This is a genomic window from Mesorhizobium amorphae, assembly GCF_014843845.1.
Taxonomy (GTDB): Bacteria; Pseudomonadota; Alphaproteobacteria; order Rhizobiales; family Rhizobiaceae; genus Mesorhizobium; species Mesorhizobium amorphae_A.
In genome coordinates this window covers 172,597-192,560 of record NZ_JHQS01000007.1, presented here as the reverse complement: position 1 = coordinate 192,560, position 19,964 = coordinate 172,597, and the positions used below count along the sequence as shown (strand labels likewise).

Below are 19,964 nucleotides of genomic sequence, written 5' to 3'. Positions count from 1 at the left end.
TGTCAGGCTTGATAGGTGATCTTGCCTCCACAGATGGTCGTCACCGGTCGCACCGTATGCAGCGCTTCCGGTGCAGTTGCCTCGATATCGGCCGACAGCACCACGAGATCGGCCATGTAGCCCGGCTTCAGGCGGCCCTTGCGATGTTCCATGAACTCGGCATAGGCCCCTTCCACCGTGTAGCCGGCAATCGATTCATGCAGCGAGAAGCTCTGGTCCGGCAGCCCCTCTGCCCAAGGTTTGCGCATCACCGCCGCCTGGATGCCCAGGATCGGATCTACCGGCGAGACCGGCCAGTCGGACGCGAACACGACACGCGCACCGGCATTTTTCAGGGTGCGCCAGGCATAGCTCAGCGGCCACTTCTCGCGGCCGATGCGCGAAAGCGTCGGCTCCAGCGGGAAGTTCATGGCGCCGGGCGGATGCGGCGGCTGCATCGAAGCGATGACGCCGAGTTCGGCAAACCGCGGCACGTCCGAGGGGGTGGTGACCTCGATATGCTCGACCCGGTGCCGGCTGTCGCGCTTGCAGTTCGCCTTCTGCGCCGCCTGGTAGCCGTCGAGCACGGCCCGCACCGCGCCGTCGCCGATCGAATGCACGGCGATCTGCAGGCCGCGCCTGTCAGCTTCCACCGCCACTTGCGCGAAGTGCTCTGGCGTGAACAGCGGCTCGCCGCGCCAGCCCGGCCGGTCGGCATAGTCGTCGACCATCACGGCGGTCCATGAATCGAGCACGCCGTCATAGAAGACCTTGACCATACCCGACGACAGCCATTCGGATTTGTAGGCCGCGGCCATACGCGAGGCTTTTTCCAGAATGTCCAGCGTCATGAAATTCTTGAAGTGGAACGGGATCTTCGTCCGGCAGAGCAGCCGCCCTTCTTCTTCCAGGCCGGCAAGCAGCTCGAGCTGGTAGAGATTGCCGTCCATGTTCTGGATCGACGTAATGCCGTGCTGGGCGCACCACTGAAGCCCGCGGTGCATCAGGTCGCGGTCGGAAGCGAGTTCTTCAGCGGATGGATAGGGCTCCGGCTCGCCGCCCGTAAGACCGAGCCGCGTGCGGTTCTGCCCGAAGTGCTCCAGGATCGGGCCGAATGCCTCGCCCTCGCGCAGCTCGCCGGCGGCAAGCCCGTCCGCTCCCATCACGATCTCGTTGCCCGGCCCCAACTGCCTGCCATGCAGGATGCCCGCCTGCTCCAGCGCCTTGGTGTTCGCCCACATCGTGTGGTGATCGGAAGCCGACATGGCGAAGGGCCGGTCCGGAATGATGCGGTCGAGATGATGACGTGTGACCGGCTCATCGCTCGACAGGATGGAGTAATCGACCCCGGCGCCGAGCAGCAGTCTGGCGTTGGGCCGCGCCGACGCATAGGGGCGGATCGCGTCGCGCAAGGCATCGAAGCCATGCACGCCTGCAAGATGCAGATTGTCGAGTTCGGCCGCGCCGCCGAAAAGATGCATATGCGCTTCGATGAAGCCGGGCAGGACGGAGCCGCCGCCGGCGTCGATGACGCGGGTGCCCGGGCCTTTGTAGTCCAGCACCCTGGCGCGATCTGCGATCGCAATGATGTCACCGCCCTTGATGGCGATCGCCTCGGCGCGGGGGGTATCGGGATCCATCGTCAAAATGCTGGCATTCTCGACAATCAGATCGGCCGATGGCGGCATAATTTTCTCCCGTTTGAGCTAGGCTAGCAGAGAATTGGCGTCTGGCAAGCCATCCCGTGCTGCCCCCAAGCAACAATTCGCTATGGCCCTTGGCGACACCGAAACTCTCTGTCACAAAGCAGCGAGAGACCCGCAGACACGCAACCCGAAGAGCGAGCCAACTCCCAAAATGAAGACAGTTTTTTCCCCTCTCCATGCCGGTCATGCCGGCCAGATGGAACTGGTGACGGCGGCGATCGTGCCGGGTTTCGAGAAGCCGTCGCGGGCGGAATTCATCAGGGCGCGGGTCGAAAGCGAGAAGCTCGGGCCGATCATCGCTCCTGCCGAGCATGACCTTGCCGCCGCCAAGCGCATCCACAGGGCAGACTACATCGACTTCCTGCCGACGGTGTGGCCGCAATGGACGGCCGCCGGCTTCAAGGGCTCGGCCATGGCCTTCACCTGGCCGACACGCGGCCTGCGCGGCGACGTGCCGCCGCAGCGCATCGATGCCTTGCTGGGCTACTATTCGTTCGACGCCGGCGCCACCTTCGTCGAAGGCACCTGGGCCGCGATCAAGTCCTCCTACGACGTCGCCCTGACGGCGGCCGGCCTGATCAAGGCTGGCGAACGATCGGCGTTCGCGCTCTGCCGTCCGCCCGGCCATCACGCGGGTGCTGCCTTCATGGGCGGCTATTGCTTCATCAACAACGCCGCCGTCGCCGCGCAATGGTTCCTGGACCAGGGCGCAAGCCGCGTCTCCATCCTCGATGTCGACTACCACCACGGCAACGGCACCCAGGAGATCTTCTACGACCGCGGCGACGTCCAGGTCATCAACCTGCATGGCGACCCGATGACCGAATATCCGTTCTTCCTTGGCCATACCGACGAGCACGGCGCGGGCGATGGTGAAGGCTTCAACCTCAACTACCCGATGCCCTTCGGCACCGGCTGGGACGCCTGGATCGCCTCGCTGGAGGACGCCTGCGCCAAACTCGCCGCCTATGCGCCCGATGTCGTCGTCGTCTCGCTCGGCGTCGACACCTTCGAGAAGGATCCGATCAGCCAGTTCAAGCTGAAAAGCGCCGACTACCCCAAGATCGGCCGCCGCATCGCGCGGCTCGGCCTGCCGACGCTGTTCGTCATGGAAGGCGGCTATGCCGTGGAGGAGATCGGCATCAACGCCGTCGGCGTGCTGACCGGCTTCGAGGATCGCTAACAGCCAAGACCGGGCGGCAACCCCGCCCGGCTCTCGCGATCAGGTCGGGGCGCCAACGCCTGGCGCGGCTGCCGGAGCGGCCGGTCTGCGCGACCGGCCGAGATAGTAGACCGCCGCCGCGGCGATGAGGCCTGCCGCCAGTATGCCTGCCGCCAGAAGCGGCCGGTACCAGAACCAGGCGATGGCAATCGTCGTCGTGCCGACCAGGATCGCCAGGAAGAAGGCGATGATGCCGGTGCCCATCCGTGCGATGCTGCCGAGGAACGGAATGACGTCGAGGATGACGCCGATCGGGCCAAGCAGCAGGGCGAAGCCGATCGTCAGCAGCAGCAGACCGGCGGCACGCAACAGCCAGGTAATCAATGTGTTTTCCGAGACCGCGTCGGCGAACATTTTTCCGGCCGGCACGTCGCCGGTATCGACCATGAGCAACTGGTCGCCCGCCACCGTCTGATAGGGTTCGAACTGGCTGCCGGTCTGGCGCGCGACGATGCTGATTACACCGAGCGGCGCCAGGTCGTAACCGATGCGATAGTCGCCCAGCGCCGGCGATGTCGCATCGGCGCCGAGGTAGATCCCGCCATCGACGACGCCGACGGGCTTTGTCCCGGTATAGGCGGCCTTGATCGCGGCCGCCTGGCTGGACGACAGCGAAAATTCCTTGTCGCCTTCGATGCGATCGAGCACCGGCGTGTCGAGCATGAAGGCGCCGAGCTTGCCGTCCGGAATCTGGAAGGTCCTGCTGTGGATCGCCATCGGAGGATTCTGATGGCCGTCCGGCTTCTTGAAATTCGAGGAATCGATCTGGCTGTCGTCCCACACCCTGGAATAGCTGTAGGTCGTCACCGTCTCCTCGCCGCCGCCAAGCTTCTTCGTCGTCTCCGACTTCTGCTCTTCCTTCCACTGATACATCTCGACGCTGCGTGACAGGCGCAGCCCTTGCGCCGCAATGCCGAAAGCCGGATCGGCAAGGCCGCTGTCCGCCGTTACTGGTCCGGTGACATGCACGAGCTTGCCGTCATTGCCGGCATCGACGCTGTCGGCGCTGACCGAGACGACGGCGCCCGACCCCTCGGCCAGCGAGCGCGCCGTCTGCACCGCGCGGCCCTCGTTCCAGAACAGACCGATGACCATCAGCACGATCAACAGCAGCCCGAAGACCACCCCGCCCAGAGCGCGCTTGATCCGCCCGAACCACGAAACGGATGTCACTTCCCGAAATGAATCGCTCATTGTTGCCCCCGCAAAGTCGCCGGCATGGACGCCCATCCTTTGCCGCTCCCGCAAATCCTACCGGAATCAGGCGCCCGCCGATACCGCCGGCCCGCACCGGCCCCTGCTTTTCCGTCGAAAAATCCGGCCGAAGGCTGCATGAAACGGCCGCTGAGTCGCGACCCGAGTCCATCGGATTCGATTTTGTCAAATCGCGTTTGATGTCGGATTCATCTGCGGGTAGATTAGACCCGAATCAGCCGGTCCTTGGGGGGCGCGGCGACCAACCCAAAGTCTCAAGTACCGGCATCGTCCGGCACCAGACGCGGACGGCTTCGCGTTCCCTGAATGGATTCGGCATGGTTGGGCGCTGACCGCGCCCAGAGTGTGTCTTCGTCAAAGTGATGCGTATTCGGGTTCGGCCGCTGGCAAAGCCAGCACCGGGCACATGGATCGATTCCGGCCAAAGCATAAAAATGGGCAGTCCCGCCGCGCTTCTCCAATCCGAACCATCGCGCCTTGCGTCTCGCGGCGACCTCACCAGCTTTTTCATGCAGCTTGCCGCAGAGATCGGCGCCGACAGCTACATGCTCGTCGCCATCGTCCACGACCAAGACCGCAACGACGCGCGCATCGTGTCCTCCAACTGGATTTTCGACGCCATCGAGCTCATCGGCAAACGGCTGATCGGCGGCCTCGCCCAGGGTCCGCTGACCGCGGCGCCCGGCATCCGCCCGCAGGCGCTGGTGGCAGCCCATGCCCCCGACACCGGTGGACTGCTCACCGGCGAGGAGGCTCGGCTTCTCGACGTGCTCGGCCATGCCGAGATCTACTCGCTCAGGCTGAACGTCGGTCGCCAGCGTCTGTTCGCACTGTTTTCAGCTGCCGAACCGGGCAAGATCGACCAGCCGGCGCTGATGAAGGCTCAGTTGAAGTGCTGCTACGCGCTCTCCACCATCCCGCAGCTGATCGCCGCCGCCGCCATGCAGGATCCACTGTCCGACCGCGAGCGCGAATGCCTGTTCTGGGTGTCCGAGGGCAAGACGACGGACGAGGTCGCGCTTATCCTTGGCGTCTCGTCGAACACCGTCAACAGCTACATCACCCACGCCATTCAGAAATTCGCGGCCAGCAACCGCGCGATGGCCATCGCGACGGCGATCAGGAGCGGCATCATTTGAAACACGCACACGTCAAGGAGGCGGCCGAAGCCCTTTTCAACGAGCAGCGCAATCCGTTCGGTGCCTTCTCGCTCGGTTCCGAAACGCATCACGCCGTCACCATTCCGGATGCCGTGCGCCGCTGCCGCTGGATCGCCGTCGACATCAACGCCTCGGCCTTCGGCCTGTTCTTCGTCAGCCCTTCGGCGGAGCGGGCACGCCTCGTCCCCTGCTTCGATTCCGACTATCCCAGCACGGCGGTGGCGACAAAATTCATCTCTGGCGCCAATGGCGAGGAGATGGTGCGCCACACCCGCATTTCGACGGCGCCGCGCTGGTGGGCCGACAACGGCATCGCCAGCTCGCAGGAGACCTTCAAGGACCTCGCCTGGTCGGAACGAACCGCACCCTTGGCGCCAGGCACCAATGGCATTGCCTTCCCCGTTCATGCCGATCGCGGCCAGTGCGGGCTGGTCGTGTTCCTGGGCTCGGAGATCGCCTTGCCGCAAGACGCGCTCTACGAAATCCATGCACGCAGTTTCACGCTGTTTGCCGCGGTCGCCCGCATGCGCCCGAGCGACGCCGGCAGGATGCGGTCGATCTCCAAGCGCGAGCTCGAATGCCTGAAGCTGACCGCCAACGGCAACACCAGCGAGGAGATCGCCAAGCTGCTGAAGCTGTCGGTGCACACCGCCAACCAGTACTTGACCCAGTCGACGCAGAAGCTCAACGCAGTCAACCGCAACCAGGCGGTGGCCAAGGCGCTGCGGCTGGGGTTGATCGAGTAGGCCTGGAAATTCGCTCTCGGAAATGACCGAAGGTGGCGCGGCGGCGGCGCGGCAACATCGACAAGCGCGCAGTGCACGCAGCGACTCCGACGTGCTCCCACCAACAAGCGTCTGATTTTCAGAAGGCGAGCGGCTCGGTCCTGCGGATGCGCGCCTGCTCGATCACGGCCTCCAGCAAGGCGGTGTTGTGCTCGGGGTTTTCGCCCGGCTTTTCGAATGACACGTAGTTGACGGCCACCGACGATTTGTCTTCGTTCAACGTCAGCTGGAAATAGACAGTGACGCCGGGCGGCCTGAGCTCCAGATCCAGCACGATGCGCGGACTGCCGCTCCAGTCGACATGGGCCTCGCCGCCGTGGCCGAGCCTGAGCGTGCCGGCCATGAAGAACAGTTCGGCCGCCGAATCCACCAGGTCCGACAGGCAGGCGAAATGCTCCAGCCGGATGAAGGCGATGTAGTCGGCGACATCGATCAGCCTGAGCTCGGCAATCACCTGCTCGATGGCGTTGGCGACGATGATCTCGCGGGATTTTGCGTAAGGTTGCCGGTTCATGAGGTCAGTCTGCGCTCAGCCTTTTTCGAGTAGACGATCCGCACCAACTCGGCGACGGCCTGATAGAATTGCGACGGGATCACGCTATCAACCGAAACTTGCTTGTACATGGAGCGGGCAAGCGCCACGTCCTCGAAGATCGGGATGTTGTTCTCTCTGGCGATCTCACGGATCTTGAACGCCACCAGATCCTGGCCCTTGGCCAGCACCAGCGGCGCCGCATCCTCGTCGCGGACGTATTTCAGCGCGATCGAGAAGTGGGTCGGGTTGGCAATGATCAGCGTGGCGCGCGGCACCGCCGTCATCATCCGCTTGCGGGCGCGATCGCGCGCCAACGATCTGAGCCGCGACTTGACGATCGGATCGCCTTCCGCCTGCTTCATTTCGTCCTTGACCTCCTGCTTGCTCATGCGCAGGTCGCGCCGCCAATGGAAACGTGACCAGACCAGGTCGACCGTCGCAATCAGTCCCATGACGAAGACGATCGCCACCAGGATGTCGATGACGATGCCCCTGATGACGAGACCGAAGGCGACCGGGTTGGTGATCATCCCGGCGAGCAGCTTGCGGTGGTCCTCCGACAGCGTGAAGAAAAGCACGACGACGGCCAAGCCGAGCTTGCCCAGCGATTTCAGGAACTCGACAAAGCCCTGGGCGCCGAACAGGCGGCTCCAACCCTTGGTGATCGAAATGCGCGACAGTTGCGGCCTGACCCGCTCGCCGACGAATTGCGGCATGTTCTGGAACACCGAAGCGCCGACGCCGGCCACCACCAGCAACACCAGCAGGCTGACCACGGCGCGGCCGATCTCGAACATGACGGTCTTGTAGAGCGCGATGACGTCGGTCTCGGTGTCCATCGGCCAGGCCTCCGGCTTCTCCAGGAACATCGACAGGAACATGCCGAGATCGACAATGGCGTCCTTGGCGTAGAAGACAGTGAACACCAGTATGGCGACGAAGGACGTGAAGATGGCGGTCTCGCGCGAATTGGGCAGCTTGCCCTGTTCGATCGTGTCACGGATCTTCTTTTCTGTGGCTTCCTCGGTTTTCGAGTCCTTGTCGACCGCCTCAGCCATATTGGACTAGCCGGCGCGTCGCCATCAGGCTGCGGCGTTCTGCGTCGAGGAGGGCAGTTCGAAAGCCCCCTCGCGCGACAGACGGATAGTCGCCACCGCAATCGTCTTGCGGGCCGTCATGATGTCTGCAAGGGCGATACCTTCCGAGCCCTGCCCGAGTTCGGATTCGATCATGCGCCGCGAACGTGCGCCGATCGCCGACAGCACCGATTCGGTCAGCGCCGGCGGTGCGCCGCGCAGCGCCAGCGTAACCAGTTCTGTCGACAGCCCGTCGAACAGAAGCACCCGCGCCTTCTGGGTCAGCAACGGCAGGTCGTCGAAGGCGAACAGCCGCGACCTGACGCCGTCGAGGTCGGGCGTGCCCGCCTCTTCCAGGTCCTGCATGACCTCTTCGAGCTGCGGCTTGTCCATTTCGTTGAGCACGCTGGCGACCCGCGCCTGCCCGGCAGAAATGTCCTTGGTCGCGGCTTGCGACAGCAAACTCGAGCGCAACTGGCTTTCGACGATCTTCGCGGCCGCATCCGGAATGGTCGCCATCGTCACCATGCGCTTGATGATCTCGCCGCGCATCGGTTTTGCCATGGTCAACAGCACGTTCGCCGCAGCTTGCGGGGCAAGCTTCGACAGCACCATGGCCGCGGTCTGTGCGTGCTCGCTGGCGAGGAAGGTGCCGAGCCGTGCCGGCTCGAGCTTCTCCAGATCGGGCCAGATCGGCTGCGGCCGTTCCGGCGCCACCTCGAACTTCTTGTCGCCCATAATGGCGCTCATTTCTTCCGGCGACAGCGACTCATTGAGGATCGTGTCCATCCTGTCGGCGGAATCGAGCAGCCCCGCGCCTTCGGTGAACTCGGCCTCGAATTCGGCGACGATGCGTTCGAGGTCGCTCTGCGGAATCGTGCGCAGCAGCCGCGCCCCCTCGATCAGCGCCTTCAGTTCCTCCTGCTTGAAGAATTTCAGCAGCCGGCTGGCCGAGGGCTTGCCCATCGCTACCAGTATGGCGGCGGCCTTCTGCGGACGCGTCAGCGCGGTAAGCGTCGTCATGCTGTCTGTCCCTGCGACACGCCGGTTATCCTATGCACTCTTCGTAGCCGCGATGATTTCGGTCAGCCTGATGCCGAAGCGCGACGGGTCGCTTTCGAGCACGGTGATCTCGCCGCGCGCGATCTTGCGGCCGTTGACCACCACGTCGACGGGTTCGCCGATGCGCCGGTTGAGCGCCACCGTCGAGCCCTTCTGCAACGCCATCAGGTCGGACACCGGCATTTCGGTGCTGCCGAGGATGATCTGCACATCGACCGGGATGCTCATGATGATGTTCGAATTGGCGCCCGATGCCGCGCGGAAGGCAACGTCCGGACGCTTCTCCTCTTCCTGGAGAACGCCGCGCAATTCCTCGATGGCACGGTCGAGTTGCTCGTCCGGCTGGTCGAGTTCGGCTTCCACCTTGGTCTTGGCCATTGATCGTCTCCCAAAAAACTCGAGCCTGCCGGCGTCAGCCCGGCATCAGCCCATCGATGAAGTCCTGCCCAGCATCGTAGGGATGGCGGACGCGAACGGTGTAATTCTGGCCGAGCTTGCCGAACTCGCAAACGAACAGCGTCTTGTCGCGTGCGCTGAGCCGCGCCTGCGATTGCGCGGTCTCCTCGAATTCGATGATCTGCCCCACCTCGAGGCTGGCGAGGTCGCCAAGCGTCAGCCGCGCGAGCGGCATGGTCGCCTTCAGCGTCACCGTCGAGCGCATCACCTCTTCCGAGAACCGCGCCCGCCAGTCCGACCCCGTCGTCTGGTCGTCATTGACACCGGCCGCGCCGCCACGGGTCGCCAGCAGGATGCGTTGCGGGATCATCACCGTGACCGTGCCGCTATCGGTCGGCGTCGAGATGCCGAAGACCATGCGAACCGCCGCTCCGTCGCGCAGCACGCGCCGCTTGGCTTCCGCACCGGACATCGCGCGCTGTACCGGCAGCCGCAGGTCGAGCGAGCGCCTGCCCGATCCGTTCAAGGCCTGCGCCACTTCCTGGAACACCATCGTCGCCACGTCGGTCTCGATCTGCGACAGCTCACGCTCGATCGGCGAAACCGCCAGGTCCGGATCACCCCCGAACAGCGCACAGACCATCACCGCGATGGCAGGCGCATCGATCACCAGCGTCATGGCGTCGGAGGACGTCGGCGAGGCAATGATGGTCATGGCGAATGTGTCGCCGGCATACGCGCGCGCGTCGGGTACGCGGCTTACCTCTACCGCGCGCAGGTCGACGGTGACTGGTGCGCCTAGTTCACCGGCGAGGCTCTTCTGCAGCAGCGGTACGGCGCGCTCGGCCATCCCGCGCCCGGCGCCAATGACATGGGCGGCTTCGCCGCTGTCGCCGACCAGACGCTCGATGATCAAGGAACGGGTCTCGGACGGACTGCCTGGGCTGGTCATGACGACGAACGGCCTCTGTCGCTGCGCATGCTCAGGCCGCTTTCTTCTCGGCCGTGCCGGTGTTCATCGTGCTCTGCTCGACGGCGTCGATCGTCGGCCGCTCGTAAGACGAGATGGTCTTGCGCCCGAACTCGATCGCGACCTGCGGCAGGGCGCCGTTCATATAGGCCAGCAAGGTCTGCTTGACGATGATATAGAGCCGGTTCCGCTTCTCGCGCACGGTCTTGATCTTGGTGGCGACCGGCCCGACCAGAGCATAGGACAGGAAGATGCCGAGGAAGGTTCCGACAAGTGCTGCGCCGATCAGGCCGCCGAGGATTTCCGGCGACTGGTCGAGCGCGCCCATTGCCTTGACCACGCCGAGCACGGCGGCCACGATGCCAAGCGCAGGCAGGCCGTCACCCACCGCCACCAGGGCATGATAGGCCTTCATCTTGTCGGCCTTGATGGTGTGTATCTCCTCGTCCATCAGCGCCTCGATCTCATGCGAGCGCGCATTGCCGATGATGATGATGCGGCAGTAGTCGCAGATGAAATGCGTCAGGTCATGGTTGTGCAGCACCGTCGGGAATGCCTGGAAGATCGCCGATTCCTCCGGATTGTCGATATGCGCCTCGACCTCGCTGCGCGACTTGGACCGTAGCTCGCGCATCAGGCTGTGCAGTACGCCGAGCGTTTCAAGATAGTCCCGCTCCTTCGGCACCGCCTGCTTGAAGGCTTCGAGAATGCCTTTGCCGGTATCCTTGACGGTCTTCATCGGGTTGGCCACGAGGAACGTGCCAAGCGCCGCACCGCAGATGATCACCGCTTCCCATGGCTGCATCAGCACGTGAAGATGGCCGCCCATGGCCATGAAGCCGCCGAGAACGCAGCCGAGCGTCACCACCAGTCCAATCAGAATGCCCACGCAAGATCCTTCCGCATGTCGCTTCAGGATCAACGGATAATCCCCGTGCCTTGTGTGAGGCTTGAATCGTCGCGAAACATGTCCCGACACGGATTCAGCTTCGCGCAAGGAAGGGAGGATATTGTCCTGACATAGCTTCGGCCGGAGGCGCAGCGTGTTGGACACTTATACGAGCTATCAGCTCATCACCAAGGACATCACCAAGTCACTCGACCAGGTCGAGGCGCAGCCTGTCGTGAAGCGCGACACCGACTATTATCTTGCCAATATCGGCAACGTCAAAACCATCGACGATTTCGTCAAGGACACACGCCTGTTCACCTATGCCATGAAGGCATACGGCCTCGGCGACATGGCCTACGCCAAGGCTTTCATGGTCAAGGCACTGAAGGAAGGCGTCTCGGACGAGGACAGCTTCGCCAACAAACTGACCGACAAGCGCTACGCCGCCTTCGTCAAGGCGTTCAATTTCGCCGCCTATGGCGAGACCGCCACGCTGTTCCCCGCCGCCCAGCAGGACACGGTCGACAAATACATGCGCCAGACGCTGGAGGAAAACGCCGGCGAGACCAATGAAGGCGTGCGGCTGGCGTTGTACTTCGACCGCAAGGCGTCGAGCATCACCAGCTGGTACGACGTACTTGCCGACACGGCACTCTCCAGCGTGGTCCGCACCGCGCTCGGCCTGCCGGATTCCTTCGCCTCCGCCGACATCGACAAGCAGGCGCAGGCGTTCGAGCAGAAGCTCGACATCGCCGATTTCACCGACCCCGAAAAGCTGAGCAAGTTCCTCACCCGCTTCACCAGCATGTGGGAGATCAACAACCCGACCTCGACGGCGCAGACATCGGTCAGCGTGCTTTTCGCCCAGCCGACCACAGTCGGCATATCTACCGATCTAATGATGGCCATGCAGAAACTGAGGTTCTGAGAACACCATGCAGGACAGCCTCTACGTAGCCCTGTCGTCGCAGATCGCGCTCGAGCGCCGGCTCGACACCATCGCCGACAATGTCGCCAACGCCTCGACCATCGGCTTTCGCGCTACCGGCGTGAAGTTCGAGGACGTCGTCTCCGGCACCGGGCCAAGGTCCGTCTCTTTCGCCTCTTCCGGCAACACCTATCTTTCCAATGCGCATGGCTCGATGACCGAGACCGGCAATCCCTTCGACTTTGCCATCCAGGGTGACGCCTGGTTCGCCATCGAGACGCCCGTCGGCACGGTGATGACACGCGACGGCCGCTTCTCGATGAACGATGCCGGCGAACTGATGTCGATCGAAGGCCATCCAGTGCTCGACAGCGGCGGCGCGCCGATCCAGCTCGACCCCCGCAACGGCCCACCCAAGGCCGGTGCCGACGGCTCGCTGCGCCAGAGCGATCAGCTCGTCGGCGCCATCGGTCTCTACGATTTCGACCCCGGACAGAACTTTGTCCGCTACGGCAATTCGGGCATCGTTCCAGCGCGTACGCCCGAGCCGGTCACCGACCGCTCCGATGTTGGTGTCGCGCAAGGGTTCCTGGAGGAATCCAATGTCAATCCGGTGCTGGAAATGACCCGGTTGATCATGGTCCAGCGCGCTTTCGAGAACACCGCGGCGCTGATACGCCAGGCCAATACGACCACCGACGACGCGATCAAGACGCTCGGCTCCAAGTAGCGGCATGTCGACCGGCCTGCCCTCGATACGCCCCCTGGAAAAGCAGCCCGACGCCGCGCCGCAAGACCGGCTGGCGGCGCTGGAGCATATCTGGCGCCGGTTCGATGACCCAGATGCGTCACTGCGGCGCGGCGGCCGCGTCGCCGAAATCTCGCCGACCCATTACAAGGTGCGCGGCCTGTCTGGCATCGCCAGGCTGGGCGACATCGTCGAGCAGCGCGGCCATGCCGGCACGCGCCGTGGCGAAATCGTCAAGATCGGTCGCGACGAGGTCGTCGTGGCGCCTTTCGAACGCAGCGCCGATGCCGGCATCGGCGACGCCGTGTTCCGGCGCGGCCCGCTGACGGTGACGCCGCACGCCTCGTGGCGCGGACGTGCCATCGACGCGCTCACCCGCGTCATCGACGGCGGTCCGCCGCTGGTGAGATCGGGCGTCGCCGTGGGGGAAGGCACGACGACACCGGGCGCCATGGCGCGGCAGCGCGTCGGCACCGCTTTCATGACCGGCGTTCGGGTCATCGACATCTTCACCCCGCTCTGCTTCGGCCAGCGTCTCGGCGTCTTTGCCGGATCGGGCGTCGGCAAGTCGACGCTGCTGGCGATGCTCGCTGGCGCCGATGCCTTCGATACGGTCGTCGTGGCGCTCATCGGCGAACGCGGGCGCGAGGTGCGCGAATTCCTCGAGGACACGATCGGCGCCGAAAGCATGGCCAAGACCGTGGCCGTCGTCGCCACCAGCGACGAGAGCGCGATGATGCGCCGGCGCGCACCCGACACCGCCATGCGCGTCGCCGAGCATTTTCGCGACCAGGGCCATCGCGTGCTTCTGGTGCTCGATTCGATCACCCGCTTCGCCCATGCGCTGCGCGAGGTGGCGACGGGGACCGGCGAGCCGCCAGTCGCGCGTGGCTACCCGGCCTCGGTGTTCACCGATCTGCCCAAGCTGCTCGAGCGGGCCGGACCCGGCATCGAGGGCCCGGGGGTCCAAGGCAAGGGGTCGATCACCGCCATCATCTCGGTGCTGGTCGACGGCGACGACCACAATGATCCGGTCGCCGATTCGGTGCGCGGCATCCTCGACGGCCATGTCGTGCTCGACCGCGCGATCGCCGAACAGGGACGTTATCCGCCGGTCAATCCACTATCGTCGATCTCGCGATTGGCCGACAAGGCATGGAGCCCCGAGCAGCGCATGCTGGTGACCCGGCTGAAGTCGATGATCTCGCGCTTCGAGGACACGCGCGACATCCGTCTGCTCGGCGCCTATCAGGGCGGCGCCGATGCCGAGCTCGACATCGCCGTGCGCCAGGTGCCGCTGATCTACGAGGCGCTGACGCAGTCGCCAAGGGACCGCGCGTCGGTCGATCCGTTCGCCGATCTCGCCCGCCACCTGAAGGGAAAGCAGAATGGCGATGCAGGAGAGTGAGCGTCAATACACCGAGCGCATCTTGCGCGAGATGATCGCCGAGGCCAACGCCAAGGAACAGGCCAGGGCTGACGAAGCGAGAATTGCCAAGGCACTTTCTGCCAGGGCCTGGGTTGCCAAAGCCGAGGCTGCACTGGCCAGGGCTGGCAAGCCCCCCCTCCCTAGGGGTCCCCAGGCCGAGGCTGTCGAGATGACAGAGGCCAGCCGCGACTCGGTCATCGACGGGCTGTTTCCGAGCACCGAATGGCCGCAACCGCCAAAGGTGGAATTTCCCCGATTGGGAAAGAAGCCCGACCGGCGCAGCGACTTTGTCGTCGCGGCCCTTGGCATCACGCTCGGCCTGATCTGCGCACTGTTTCCCTGGTACATCTTCTTCAACCAGGAACAGTTCGGCGTGCAGGCGCTCAACTTCGGCGGCAGCGGCACCAATGCCGGTCGTGTCAGCGGCGGCTCGCAGCTGGAAAATCGCGGTGCGCCGTTGACGGCCAAGGATGTCCCCCCCGATGTCGACCTGTTCGCCACCGGCACCTTGCCCGACCAGACCGAGGATCCCGACCAGGCGCCTGGTCTCGAGCAGCAGCCCTTCCCGGCCGATGCCGGCAAATTCCGCATGGTGCACGTCGCCAACGGCCGCGCCATGATCGAGGACGACGCCGGCCTGTGGATCGTCCAGCGCGGTTCGGTGCTGCCGGATTCCAGCCGCGTCTCGTCGATCGAGCAGCGCGGCGGCAAATGGGTCATGGTCACCAGCACCGACCAGGTGATCGAGCTCTCCAAATAGCCGCGTCAGGGCCACGCCCTGCTGACGCAGGCTCAGCGCAAGGTCCGCGCAAGACTGGCAGCCTAGTCTTGTGCGTACCCGCCCGGAGATTCCCATGGAGCCCGTCAACCTTTTCGATCTTGCCACCAAGCAGTCGCAGTGGCTGGCCGTGCGCCAGTCCGCCATTGCCTCCAACATCGCCAACGCCAACACGCCGGGCTACACCGCAGGCGATGTCGAGCCTTTCGAAAAGGTCCTCGACCGCACGGCGGTGTCGCTGCAGGCCACCCAAGCCGGCCACCTCGGCACCGAGGCGACCAATGCCGGCTTCACCGTCAAGCCGGAGGAAACCACCGGGTCGATCATGCCGTCGAAGAATACGGTGGCGCTGGAAGACGAGCTGATGAAGGCCGGTGAAGTCCGCCGCTCCTTCGAGCTGAACACTGCGATCGTCAAGGCCTTCCATTCCATGATGATGATGGCGGTGAAGAGCTGACATGGACGCGCTGACCGCAGCCCTCAAAGTCGCCGCATCCGGCCTCGGCGCCCAGTCGGAGCGTCTGCGCGTGGTCTCGGAAAACCTCGCCAACGCCCAGTCGACGGGCACGACTCCGGGCTCCGATCCTTATCGCCGCAAGACCATCAGCTTTGCCTCCGAGCTCGACCGCTCATCCGGCGGCTCGCTCGTCGAGGTCAACTCGATCGCCCGCGACCCCTCGGATTTTCCCGTTGAATTCCAGCCTGGCAACGAAGCCGCCGACGACAAGGGCTACGTCAAGATGCCCAACGTCAACGTGCTGATCGAAATGGCCGACATGAGCGAGGCCAACCGCTCCTATGAGGCCAATCTTCAGGTCATCAAGCAGGCGCGCGACCTGATTTCCATGACCATCGACCTGATGAGGAACCAGTAATGATCAGCGGCATCGGCAACATTGGCGCACTTCAGCTCAAACCGGTGACCGAAGGCGCCGAAGGGGCGACAGGGCTGTTCCAAGGCATCGTGTCGCCGCAGGCCACGGAGAATGTCGGTACGTCCTTTGCCGAGGCGCTGAGCCAGGCTGCGTCGAAGACCGTCAACACCTTGCAGAATGCCGAGCAGGTATCGATCAAGGCGCTCAGCGGCGACGCCGATACGCGCCAGGTCGTCGACGCCGTCATGAGTGCCCAGCAGGCCCTGCAGACGGCGGTCGCGATCCGCGACAAGGTCGTCTCGGCCTATCTCGAAGTCAGCCGCATGGGCATTTAGGAGCGCATCATGAAAGCACTCGCCATCGCCGCCACCGGCATGAACGCCCAGCAGACCAATCTGGAAGTCATCGCCAACAACATCGCCAACATCAACACCACCGGCTACAAGCGCGCCCGGGCCGAATTCTCCGACCTGCTCTATCAGGTCGACCGCACGCAGGGCGTGCCCAACCGCGCCAACACCTCGCTGGTGCCGGAAGGCGTCTCGATCGGTCTCGGCGTCAAGACGACGGCCGTCCGCAACGTTCACACCCAGGGCGAATTGACCAGCACCGGCAACAGCTTCGACATGGCGCTGACCGGCAGGGGCTGGTTCCAGATCGAGGGTGCCGACGGCGGCACGCTCTACAGCCGCGCCGGCGCCTTCAACACCAACGCTACGGGACAGCTGGTGACTGTCGACGGCGCCAATGTCGTCCCGGCCATCACCGTGCCTGCCGATGCGGTCGAGGTCATCGTCAACAAGACGGGCCAGATCTTCGCCCGCATCGATGGCCAGACCGATCTCCAGCTTCTCGGCCAGCTCCAGCTCGCCAACTTCGCCAACGAGGCCGGCCTCGCACCACTCGGCGACAATCTGTTCCAGGAGACTGCGGCTTCGGGCCCGGCCAATGTCGGCGTGCCCGGCGACCCGGGTTTCGCTACGGTCGAGCAGGGCTATCTCGAGGCGTCCAATGTCGATCCGGTCAAGGAAATCACCGAACTGATCTCGGCGCAGCGCGCCTACGAGATGAACTCGAAGGTCATCCAGGCGGCCGACGACATGGCCTCGGTGGTGTCCAAGAACATCAGGTAACGGATGATGGCCTCGCCGACCTCCCGCTCCGCATTCCTCCGCACCGCGCTGATCCTGGCGCTGGTGGCCGGCGGCGTGCCCGCTGTAGCCCAGGAGTCAGCAAATCAGTCGGCCAATCAGATCGCCAGCAACCAGGCCGTCAGCGAAGTCGTGCTGATCCCCAACCGGGTGATCTATCCGGGCGAGACGGTCGAGCTTGGCGCCCTGAAGCAGGTGACGCTGCTGCCGGGCAAGCACAAGCCCGATGCGGTCGCCACGCGGGCCGAGGAGCTTCAGGGCAAGGTTGCCAAGCGCACGCTGCTGCCCGGCCGTTACATTCCCACCGCCGCCGTCCGCGACGCCTGGCTGGTCGAGCAGGGCGCTGCCGTGCAGATCTATTTCACCGCCGGCGCACTGACCATCTCGGCTTCGGGCGTTTCCTTGCAGCCAGGTGCTGCCGGCGACCTGGTCAAGGTCCGTAACGTCGACAGCGGCAAAATCGTCTCAGGTACGGTGATGGCCGACGGGACCATCAGGGTCAGCGCTACATGACGCGCGGACTTGCCTTATTGCTGGCGGCCGTTCTCGGCCTGCAGCCGGCACTGGCCGACGGGCTAACCCCCAAGGCCAAGCGCGAGCTCGCCGCCAGGAACGGCGGCGTCTACAACGATCCGGAATACGACCCGGCCACCACCAGCCGTATGTTCCGGGTGTCGAACGGGCCGAGCTCGCTGCCACCGGGTCAGGTGGCGTCGCGCATCAAGGACATCGCCCAGCTGCAGAGCGCGCGCGACAACCAGCTTGTCGGCTACGGTCTGGTCATTGGCCTGGCCGGATCGGGCGACAGCCTGCGCAATTCGCCTTTCACCGAACAGTCGATCCGCGCCATGCTGGAAAACCTCGGCATCGCCACCGAGGGCGGCAGTGCCCGCGCCAAGAACGTCGCCGCCGTCATCGTCACCGCCAACATGCCGGCCTTCGTCCAGTCGGGGGCCCGCATCGACATCGACGTCTCCTCGATGGGCGATGCGACATCGCTGGCCGGCGGCACGCTGATCATGACGCCGCTGAAGGCCGCGGACGGCGAGATCTATGCCGTCGGACAGGGATCCGTCATCGTTTCGGGCTTCACCGCCCAGGGCCAGGCCGAGCAGCTGACACAAGGCGTGCCGACCGCCGGACGGGTGCCGAACGGTGCCATCGTCGAGCGTTCGGTGCAGGCCGAGTTCGACGACCAGGCCGTGCTCACTCTGCAACTGCGCAACCCCGATTTCTCCACCGCCATTCGCATCGCCGACGCCATCAATGACTACACCGCGCAGCGTTTCGGCATGCGCGTGGCCGCCGAACGCGACGCCCGCACGGTGCAGATCAGAAGGCCGAAGAACGTTTCGGCGGCGCGCTTCTACGCCGAGATCGAAAATCTGGTCGTCGAATCGGACACACCGGCCCGCGTCGTCATCGACGAGCGCACCGGCACCATCGTCATCGGCAACGACGTCAAGATCTCGCGGGTCGCCATCAGCCACGGCACGCTCACCGTGCGCATCACCGAGGCGCCGAGGGTCGTTCAGCCCGAGCCTTTCTCCAAGGGCGAGACCGCGGTCGAGCCCTTCACCGCCATCGAGGCCACCCGGCCGGACGCGCGCGTCGCCGTGCTCGACGGGCCCAACCTCGAAACGCTGGTTTCCGGCCTCAACCGCCTCGGCGTCAAGCCCGACGGCATCATTGCCATCCTGCAAGGCATCAAGTCGGCCGGCGCCCTGCAGGCCGACCTGGTTCTCCAATAGGCCATGCCGATGATCGATCCTTTCTCCGCGAAACCGAACTCTCGCTTCGCTGCGCCGGCGCTTCTCGCTTCGGCCCTCGCCGCCATGCTCCTGACCATCGGCCCGGCCGGCGCCGAGGACACGGTGCGTCAGGTGCTGCCCGGTGGGCCGCCGCCGGTGGCCGGGCAGCAACTGACGAAGGAAAAGGCGCCGGACGAAAGCGAGATCCAGCGCTTCTGCTCCAACATCGCCGACGCCGCGCGCGACCGCCGCTATGCGCTGCAGGCGCAGGAGCTGAAGGAACTGCAGGCCGGCATCGACCAGCGCATGAAGGCGCTGGAAGACAAGCGCGCCGAATACGAGCAATGGCTGAAGCGGCGCGAGGTGTTCCTGGCGCGCGCCGAGGACGGCGTCGTCAAGATCTACGCCGGCATGAAGCCCGATGCCGCGGCCGAACGCCTGGCGATGGTCAATGTCGACCTCGCCGCCGCCATCCTGATGAAACTCGATTCGCGCAAGGCCGGCGTCATCCTCAACGAAATGGACCAGAAGGCGGCGGCTGCGCTCACCGGCATCATGGCCAGCGCGGCGCGAAGGGTAGATCCGTCATGATCCGCAGAATGCTCATCCTGCTTGGCGTCGCCGTGCTGTCCGGCTGCGGCACCGATCTCAAGGAGGTCGGCCGGGAGCCTGCGCTGTCGCCGGTCGGCTCAGGCATCACCGGCAGCGTCAACGCCCCCTATAGCTATCCTGAAGCACCGCCGGCGCCTGTGAAGAAATTCTCGCTTTGGGATGATCGCCAGAGCCGGCTGTTCACCGATCCGCGCGCACTGCGCGATGGCGACATCCTGACGGTCAAGATCAAGCTCAACGACAAGGCGAACTTCAAGAACCAGAACGACAGGAGCCGCACCGCCGCGCGCAAGCTCGGCTATGACGTCACGCTCGGATGGGAAGGCAACAGCACAAGCGGCAAGGGCGATGCCGGCCTGAGCTCCAGCACCGAGACCAACGCCGACGGCGAAATCAAGCGCTCGGAAAACCTCGAGCTGAACGTCGCGGCCGTGGTCACCGAAGTCCTGCCCAACGGCAATCTGATGATCCGGGGCTCGCAGGAAGTGCGCGTCAACTACGAGCTCAGGGTGCTGACCATCGCCGGCATGGTGCGGCCGTCCGACATCGGCGCCGAGAACACCATCTCCTACGAACGCATCGCCGAGGCGCGCATCTCCTATGGCGGCCGTGGCCGCGTCAGCGAGGTCCAGCAGCCGGCTTACGGCCAGCAGGTCCTCGATCAGGTCCTGCCTTTCTAGGACGGGCCGGAGGG

Annotated in this window: 23 protein-coding genes; 15 read left to right on the top strand and 8 right to left on the bottom strand. The window is 64.7% G+C overall.

The window, feature by feature from the left end:
• Positions 1 to 2: 2 nt before the first annotated feature.
• Positions 3 to 1,667 (bottom strand): amidohydrolase, encoded by a 1,665-nt coding sequence (locus tag DH08_RS03480; RefSeq protein WP_192177907.1) that lies wholly within the window; start codon positions 1,665 to 1,667, stop codon positions 3 to 5.
• Positions 1,668 to 1,836: 169 nt separating this feature from the next.
• Between DH08_RS03480 and DH08_RS03475 the strand changes: the two genes are divergently transcribed.
• A complete protein-coding gene (locus tag DH08_RS03475) occupies positions 1,837 to 2,868 on the top strand; it encodes a histone deacetylase family protein (RefSeq protein WP_192177906.1) in 1,032 nt (343 codons plus the stop codon).
• 39 nt (positions 2,869 to 2,907) lie between these two features.
• On the opposite strand, the gene DH08_RS03470 is transcribed toward DH08_RS03475, so the two are convergent.
• Positions 2,908 to 4,101 (bottom strand): TMEM43 family protein, encoded by a 1,194-nt coding sequence (locus tag DH08_RS03470; protein ID WP_192177905.1) that lies wholly within the window; start codon positions 4,099 to 4,101, stop codon positions 2,908 to 2,910.
• A gap of 530 nt (positions 4,102 to 4,631) precedes the next feature.
• Between DH08_RS03470 and DH08_RS03465 the strand changes: the two genes are divergently transcribed.
• Complete coding sequence (locus tag DH08_RS03465) at positions 4,632 to 5,261, top strand: helix-turn-helix transcriptional regulator (protein WP_244425987.1); 630 nt, start codon at positions 4,632 to 4,634, stop codon at positions 5,259 to 5,261.
• Positions 5,258 to 6,028, top strand: coding sequence for a helix-turn-helix transcriptional regulator (locus DH08_RS03460; RefSeq protein ID WP_192177904.1), 771 nt, complete (start codon positions 5,258 to 5,260; stop codon positions 6,026 to 6,028). The genes DH08_RS03465 and DH08_RS03460 overlap by 4 nt, the downstream gene beginning before the upstream one ends.
• A gap of 118 nt (positions 6,029 to 6,146) precedes the next feature.
• Here DH08_RS03460 and DH08_RS03455 read toward each other — a convergent pair whose 3' ends face one another.
• From DH08_RS03455 to motA, 6 genes are read right to left on the bottom strand one after another with little or no spacing between them, the layout of a single operon-like run.
• A complete protein-coding gene (locus DH08_RS03455; protein ID WP_192177903.1) occupies positions 6,147 to 6,581 on the bottom strand; it encodes a hypothetical protein in 435 nt (144 codons plus the stop codon).
• The gene (gene flhB / locus DH08_RS03450; RefSeq protein ID WP_192177902.1) at positions 6,578 to 7,660 is read right to left on the bottom strand and encodes a flagellar biosynthesis protein FlhB; all 1,083 of its coding nucleotides are present in this window, start codon (positions 7,658 to 7,660) and stop codon (positions 6,578 to 6,580) included. The genes DH08_RS03455 and flhB overlap by 4 nt, the downstream gene beginning before the upstream one ends.
• Before the next feature lie 24 nt (positions 7,661 to 7,684).
• The gene (locus DH08_RS03445) at positions 7,685 to 8,701 is read right to left on the bottom strand and encodes a flagellar motor switch protein FliG (RefSeq protein ID WP_192177901.1); all 1,017 of its coding nucleotides are present in this window, start codon (positions 8,699 to 8,701) and stop codon (positions 7,685 to 7,687) included.
• A 30-nt stretch (positions 8,702 to 8,731) separates the two neighbouring features.
• The gene (gene fliN, locus DH08_RS03440; RefSeq protein WP_006204100.1) at positions 8,732 to 9,118 is read right to left on the bottom strand and encodes a flagellar motor switch protein FliN; all 387 of its coding nucleotides are present in this window, start codon (positions 9,116 to 9,118) and stop codon (positions 8,732 to 8,734) included.
• Between the two features lie 34 nt (positions 9,119 to 9,152).
• On the bottom strand, positions 9,153 to 10,088 hold the full coding sequence (locus DH08_RS03435; protein WP_192177900.1) for a FliM/FliN family flagellar motor switch protein: 936 nt from the start codon (positions 10,086 to 10,088) through the stop codon (positions 9,153 to 9,155).
• A 31-nt stretch (positions 10,089 to 10,119) separates the two neighbouring features.
• Positions 10,120 to 10,995, bottom strand: a complete 876-nt coding sequence (gene motA / locus DH08_RS03430) for a flagellar motor stator protein MotA (protein ID WP_192177899.1) — start codon at positions 10,993 to 10,995, stop codon at positions 10,120 to 10,122.
• Positions 10,996 to 11,149: 154 nt separating this feature from the next.
• Between motA and DH08_RS03425 the strand changes: the two genes are divergently transcribed.
• The 12 genes from DH08_RS03425 (at position 11,150) to flgH (ending at position 19,950) form a co-directional block, all read left to right on the top strand.
• Complete coding sequence (locus DH08_RS03425; RefSeq protein WP_192177898.1) at positions 11,150 to 11,926, top strand: DUF1217 domain-containing protein; 777 nt, start codon at positions 11,150 to 11,152, stop codon at positions 11,924 to 11,926.
• Between the two features lie 7 nt (positions 11,927 to 11,933).
• Positions 11,934 to 12,656 carry a flagellar basal-body rod protein FlgF gene (gene flgF, locus DH08_RS03420; protein ID WP_192177897.1) on the top strand — a complete coding sequence of 241 codons (723 nt, stop codon included), beginning with the start codon at positions 11,934 to 11,936 and terminating at the stop codon, positions 12,654 to 12,656.
• A 4-nt stretch (positions 12,657 to 12,660) separates the two neighbouring features.
• Positions 12,661 to 14,082 carry a flagellar protein export ATPase FliI gene (gene fliI, locus DH08_RS03415; protein WP_192177896.1) on the top strand — a complete coding sequence of 474 codons (1,422 nt, stop codon included), beginning with the start codon at positions 12,661 to 12,663 and terminating at the stop codon, positions 14,080 to 14,082.
• Entirely contained in the window at positions 14,063 to 14,863 is an 801-nt protein-coding gene (locus DH08_RS03410; RefSeq protein WP_192177895.1) for a hypothetical protein, read from the top strand. Before fliI ends, DH08_RS03410 begins: the two co-directional genes overlap by 20 nt.
• 94 nt (positions 14,864 to 14,957) lie before the next feature.
• Entirely contained in the window at positions 14,958 to 15,338 is a 381-nt protein-coding gene (gene flgB, locus DH08_RS03405) for a flagellar basal body rod protein FlgB (protein ID WP_192177894.1), read from the top strand.
• A 1-nt stretch (position 15,339) separates the two neighbouring features.
• A complete protein-coding gene (gene flgC, locus DH08_RS03400) occupies positions 15,340 to 15,756 on the top strand; it encodes a flagellar basal body rod protein FlgC (RefSeq protein WP_006204092.1) in 417 nt (138 codons plus the stop codon).
• Positions 15,756 to 16,091, top strand: coding sequence for a flagellar hook-basal body complex protein FliE (gene fliE, locus DH08_RS03395; protein WP_192177893.1), 336 nt, complete (start codon positions 15,756 to 15,758; stop codon positions 16,089 to 16,091). Before flgC ends, fliE begins: the two co-directional genes overlap by 1 nt.
• 9 nt (positions 16,092 to 16,100) lie before the next feature.
• Complete coding sequence (gene flgG, locus DH08_RS03390) at positions 16,101 to 16,889, top strand: flagellar basal-body rod protein FlgG (protein ID WP_192177892.1); 789 nt, start codon at positions 16,101 to 16,103, stop codon at positions 16,887 to 16,889.
• Positions 16,890 to 16,895: 6 nt separating this feature from the next.
• Positions 16,896 to 17,420, top strand: a complete 525-nt coding sequence (gene flgA / locus DH08_RS03385; protein WP_428338127.1) for a flagellar basal body P-ring formation chaperone FlgA — start codon at positions 16,896 to 16,898, stop codon at positions 17,418 to 17,420.
• Positions 17,417 to 18,658: a flagellar basal body P-ring protein FlgI gene (locus DH08_RS03380; protein ID WP_006204087.1), complete on the top strand. Its 1,242-nt coding sequence runs from the start codon at positions 17,417 to 17,419 to the stop codon at positions 18,656 to 18,658. Before flgA ends, DH08_RS03380 begins: the two co-directional genes overlap by 4 nt.
• Before the next feature lie 9 nt (positions 18,659 to 18,667).
• Entirely contained in the window at positions 18,668 to 19,249 is a 582-nt protein-coding gene (locus DH08_RS03375) for a MotE family protein (protein WP_192177890.1), read from the top strand.
• On the top strand, positions 19,246 to 19,950 hold the full coding sequence (gene flgH / locus DH08_RS03370) for a flagellar basal body L-ring protein FlgH (protein WP_192177889.1): 705 nt from the start codon (positions 19,246 to 19,248) through the stop codon (positions 19,948 to 19,950). The genes DH08_RS03375 and flgH overlap by 4 nt, the downstream gene beginning before the upstream one ends.
• Positions 19,951 to 19,964: the final 14 nt, after the last annotated feature.

Excerpts from the sequence above, each read along its gene's own strand:
- flgB (WP_192177894.1), top strand. The coding sequence starts at position 14,958 with ATGGAGCCCGTCAACCTTTTCGATCTTGCCACCAAGCAGTCGCAGTGG.
- DH08_RS03475 (WP_192177906.1), top strand. The coding sequence starts at position 1,837 with ATGAAGACAGTTTTTTCCCCTCTCCATGCCGGTCATGCCGGCCAGATG.
- DH08_RS03375 (WP_192177890.1), top strand. The coding sequence starts at position 18,668 with ATGATCGATCCTTTCTCCGCGAAACCGAACTCTCGCTTCGCTGCGCCG.
- fliN (WP_006204100.1), bottom strand. The coding sequence starts at position 9,118 with ATGGCCAAGACCAAGGTGGAAGCCGAACTCGACCAGCCGGACGAGCAA.
- flgG (WP_192177892.1), top strand. The coding sequence starts at position 16,101 with ATGAAAGCACTCGCCATCGCCGCCACCGGCATGAACGCCCAGCAGACC.
- DH08_RS03380 (WP_006204087.1), top strand. The coding sequence starts at position 17,417 with ATGACGCGCGGACTTGCCTTATTGCTGGCGGCCGTTCTCGGCCTGCAG.
- DH08_RS03455 (WP_192177903.1), bottom strand. The coding sequence starts at position 6,581 with ATGAACCGGCAACCTTACGCAAAATCCCGCGAGATCATCGTCGCCAAC.
- DH08_RS03465 (WP_244425987.1), top strand. The coding sequence starts at position 4,632 with ATGCAGCTTGCCGCAGAGATCGGCGCCGACAGCTACATGCTCGTCGCC.
- flgA (WP_428338127.1), top strand. The coding sequence starts at position 16,896 with ATGGCCTCGCCGACCTCCCGCTCCGCATTCCTCCGCACCGCGCTGATC.
- DH08_RS03435 (WP_192177900.1), bottom strand. The coding sequence starts at position 10,088 with ATGACCAGCCCAGGCAGTCCGTCCGAGACCCGTTCCTTGATCATCGAG.
- DH08_RS03445 (WP_192177901.1), bottom strand. The coding sequence starts at position 8,701 with ATGACGACGCTTACCGCGCTGACGCGTCCGCAGAAGGCCGCCGCCATA.
- DH08_RS03480 (WP_192177907.1), bottom strand. The coding sequence starts at position 1,667 with ATGCCGCCATCGGCCGATCTGATTGTCGAGAATGCCAGCATTTTGACG.
- fliI (WP_192177896.1), top strand. The coding sequence starts at position 12,661 with ATGTCGACCGGCCTGCCCTCGATACGCCCCCTGGAAAAGCAGCCCGAC.
- DH08_RS03470 (WP_192177905.1), bottom strand. The coding sequence starts at position 4,101 with ATGAGCGATTCATTTCGGGAAGTGACATCCGTTTCGTGGTTCGGGCGG.
- flgH (WP_192177889.1), top strand. The coding sequence starts at position 19,246 with ATGATCCGCAGAATGCTCATCCTGCTTGGCGTCGCCGTGCTGTCCGGC.
- DH08_RS03410 (WP_192177895.1), top strand. The coding sequence starts at position 14,063 with ATGGCGATGCAGGAGAGTGAGCGTCAATACACCGAGCGCATCTTGCGC.
- flgF (WP_192177897.1), top strand. The coding sequence starts at position 11,934 with ATGCAGGACAGCCTCTACGTAGCCCTGTCGTCGCAGATCGCGCTCGAG.
- flgC (WP_006204092.1), top strand. The coding sequence starts at position 15,340 with ATGGACGCGCTGACCGCAGCCCTCAAAGTCGCCGCATCCGGCCTCGGC.
- fliE (WP_192177893.1), top strand. The coding sequence starts at position 15,756 with ATGATCAGCGGCATCGGCAACATTGGCGCACTTCAGCTCAAACCGGTG.
- flhB (WP_192177902.1), bottom strand. The coding sequence starts at position 7,660 with ATGGCTGAGGCGGTCGACAAGGACTCGAAAACCGAGGAAGCCACAGAA.